This window comes from Oscillatoria sp. HE19RPO (assembly GCF_024220515.1).
In the GTDB taxonomy this organism is placed as follows: Bacteria; Cyanobacteriota; Cyanobacteriia; order Cyanobacteriales; family Laspinemataceae; genus Laspinema.
The window spans coordinates 1-3691 of record NZ_JAMXOT010000385.1 but is presented as its reverse complement, the minus strand read 5'-3'; the positions used below and the strand labels follow the sequence as shown (position 1 = coordinate 3691).

The 3691-nt window shown below is 42.0% G+C and carries 2 protein-coding genes and 1 pseudogene; 1 reads left to right on the top strand and 2 read right to left on the bottom strand.

Annotated elements, in window-relative coordinates:
• Positions 1–615 (bottom strand): annotated as a pseudogene (locus tag NG833_RS27285) (hypothetical protein); the annotation flags it as partial.
• A 108-nt stretch (positions 616–723) separates the two neighbouring features.
• On the opposite strand from NG833_RS27285, the gene NG833_RS27280 reads away from it, so the two are divergent.
• Positions 724–1173, top strand: a complete 450-nt coding sequence (locus NG833_RS27280; RefSeq protein WP_254568416.1) for a pentapeptide repeat-containing protein — start codon at positions 724–726, stop codon at positions 1171–1173.
• A gap of 341 nt (positions 1174–1514) precedes the next feature.
• On the opposite strand, the gene NG833_RS27275 is transcribed toward NG833_RS27280, so the two are convergent.
• The coding region (locus tag NG833_RS27275; protein ID WP_256556184.1) for a DNA/RNA non-specific endonuclease at positions 1515–3691 on the bottom strand (2177 nt) is incomplete at its 5' end.

The following is a 3691-nucleotide window of genomic DNA, read 5'->3' as shown; positions in this document are numbered from 1 at the left end:
ATATGTTTGGTCGAGTTGCACCAAGGAAGCAAACATGGCATCGGCTGCCGCTTCGGCAAACCCACCATTGAGTAATTTGAAGGGTTCAATGCCATCAATCCAGTCGGCTAATAGCACTAAGGGCTTGCCAACAACGGGTTTTTGGTCGTTTCTGACCCAATCGCGTACCGATGGGTTATAAGTGACGGACTGCCACTGACTGGTGGTGGGTTGATAGCGAAGTACCGAACTGCCACTGTCAAGGAGCTGACGCGCGATCGCATCAATATTGTCGGAGATCGATTCACTTTGTTCTACTTCCACTCCTGGAGTTAAAATCGTCACGCTGGTAAAGGGGTTGTCCGTTGCAGCTTCAGGCAAGGAAGTTTGGAACTCCTCGGTGACAGTTTGGGACGAACCGTTTTTGGTGGTGACTTCAACCGCCCAGTGATATTCTTGACCGGCGGTTAACATTCGATCGCCCGGCAGAGTAAATTCGGTATTCGACCCAGCTATACTGCCACCATTCCAACTCCAAACTCCATCATTCCAAGTAGCAGTTAAAATCCGATTGGGATTACGATCGACTCCCGGTTGAGGCGACTCTAATTCCGGCCAGCGATAACACGGCAACAATTTGATGTTTCGGAAATTTTTCAAAATATTTTGTCACCGTTAGCCGCCCAGTTATGCTGGGAAAATTATGTTATTATTTATGAGGCAAATCAATTCAGGAGATTAAGGATGGATGCTGAAGAATTTATTCAACTTTACAATGCAGGGGAGAGAGATTTTCGAGCTATGATTTTGCAGTATGCTGACTTAAGTAATGTCAAGTTAGATTCTGTCAATCTAAGCGGGGCTTGCTTTTACAATGTCAACTTCGACTCGGCTAACTTAAAAAATGTTAACTTAAGTAGTACCGAATGGTGGGACTGTAATTTGTTTGTTGAATTTTGGCTGTGTAACTTGAAAGACGCTATTATCGATCATTGTGATTTGGAGGGTGCCAGATTTTTTGACTGCGATCTCAGAAGGTTTAAAACCATCGGATGCAATTTGACTTGGACTCATTTTATTCGGGTAAATCTTCAAGGTGCTGACTTAGGTGGCTATTGTGAAGAACCTTGTGAATTCTGGGATGTTATTCGCCAAGACGGAGTTTTTATACCAGGTTTTAATTTCACTTTATAGAAGTTTTCTAAAAAACTAATCTTAAAAATAAACTTTTATAAAGACCGATCTAGAAAAAATTTGACATATAGCAGGTTTCTTTCTGGAGTACAGCTTAAGCCCTAAAATGTCTTGTACTTGCCTGACTTATGATGTTACTTATAAGTATAATAATCGCTATATACTGCATCAGTCATGGGAGTGAGTTTTTACCTCTTTTTTTTGAAAACTTGTATCCATAAATAGCAATTTTGAGCTTTTTATTTAATTACATCAAAAGCTCAAAACTGTATTTAATTCAATAAAACTATTAAATCAATAAGAGTAAAAGTTTATAACAAATAGCTAGGATAACCCCTCCCCTAACTATTCAAAGTCTGCTGAATAGTTTCTGGCAGATTTGAAAGGAAATCAAAATTAAAGTCATAATCGCGAACTCGGTTAGGTTCATTCAGAATGTTGGTGAGTTCTGGAATAGAAACTTGCCAGGTATCTGGATTTCTCCAATCCGTTGCATTAGCGATGTTACCGCGATTGTTGTTCAAAAACTGGGAAAATACATTTAGCGGATTGGCAATCCCTTCTGAGGATAGATTATCCCAGTTTGGTTCCGCTGTATTGGGGGTTATATATGCGAAAGCTTCTAGGCTTGACGAAGTAATATCGGCTCCTGGTTGTTCTACGGCGATGATACTTTTCCACGTCCATTTAGGAATGTGAATTTCTCGGCTGACTAAATTACTGGGGTTTGTATTTCCCCGATTGATGTACTGCCCATTTATACTAAGATTAAACAATTCGGGGACATTGGTTTTCTTTTGGGGTTGAGAGTTGTTACCAAAAGCTCCGGCGAAAATGTAAAGTTCTTCTCCCTGAGTAGCCCTTGAAAAAACCACTTTATTTTCTATATTGAACCAAGCCGAAGCATCCTGGTAATTGTTGCTGCTTGGTATGAAAATTCGATTGTTATCCATTGATTGGGCGATCGCATTAGTTGTGAGGTAGGTTGCTAACTGGTCTTTGGGATGTCTTAATCGATCGCGATCGGGAGACAAATGCCCTCGGTCCATTCCCAACCCTGTAAAGATATTTGCATCATAGCTGGACAAACCACTGGCTAATAAATCAGGGTCGGCGATAAATTCAGGTCTTTGTAGTAATCCTGTTGGTAATGCTCCCGGTTGTCGTTGTGGCCTGGTCACCCATGTTTTGTCTACTTTCCACCCTACCCAATTGGCCAGTTTAGTATCCGCATTGTAGGACAGAGCGTATTGTGGTTTTTCCAGCAGCAAATTGTTTTGAGAGGTGCTGTTATCAAGATTCCACCGAGCCTCTGTTGGATTGGCAAATTTAAGGAAGTCGCTACCAAAGAAAACGTTGTCTAGATAAACAAAATCGCCTCCTTCTAAAGAAAAGCTCAATGTTGCGGGTTGACCTCGGAAATCTGCCAGTTCTGAATCATTAAGGTGTAATTTGAGTTGGAAAGTTTCAAATCCTTTCCGACCAAATCCGATCTGATTTTCAATGTCTGAGTAGATGTCCTTAATAATCTCAACTTGATTCCGATTGCTTCCGTCGATTACAAAATTGGCATCTTGGGCAAGATTGACAGTAACATTTTTACTTTGACCGTCTATGGTTTCCAGCTTGACATTCAGTTCTCCACTTTGAACGGGAGCGTGAACGTCGAACCGTAAATTGCCCCAGTCAGGGATGACAAATAAATTATGAGTAGCTTGGGTTGGGTTGCCTCCTCCCAGTTGCAAAGCATAATTGGGAATCCCATTGGGAGAGGGGGTATTTCCTGGAATCCCGGCAACATCAATTAGAGCACTTTGTTTAAGCGGATTAGTCGGTTGGTCGATGTACCAACTGGGAATATTTTGGCTGTTGTACTGGTAAAAAATTGCATCAAAGTTACCGTTAAACAATGTGGGAACCGCATAGTCGCCTCCCATTGCCGGGATGGGATGGTTATCTTGCTTGACCGATATTCTTTTGCTGTCTAAATATTCTTTCCAGCCATCATTGGGATAGCTAAATTCCTGGATTTCATTTTTGCTTAACTTTCCTCCTTCTACATCATCGAAATGATAAGGACGCAACTCACTGCCCCCACCTAGAGCAGAATTAAACCAACCCGTACCAATACCTTCCCAAGGTGCGTCAAAGTAGGTGCCGTCGTCGCGTTTAAAGTTAGCATTAGTATGGTCGGGAACATACCAAGGAGTTTCTCCCTCGGCTAAATCCCCTAAGCGGCGATAAATTGTTTGTCCGTTTTCATCAGGAATTTGACTCGGACTGAGGTCGGCAGTTCCCGCATACCAAGCGGCTGCGGTTTGATGCGGGCCATTTTTGTCTAAATTTTGGTCAAAACCTACCAAAGAACCTAGGTTCACATTCCAATCGGCAGAGGATAATTCTTGACCATTGAGGGTATCGCCCGTTCCGTTGGTTTGATAGTAATTATCCGCATAAGTTACGTTGTCCCAAACGACTATTTCTGGGTCGAAAATATTCTGAAAAAATCCCGGTGGAG

Coding starts and splice junctions, on each gene's coding strand:
- NG833_RS27280 (WP_254568416.1), top strand. CDS start 724: ATGGATGCTGAAGAATTTATTCAACTTTACAATGCAGGGGAGAGAGAT.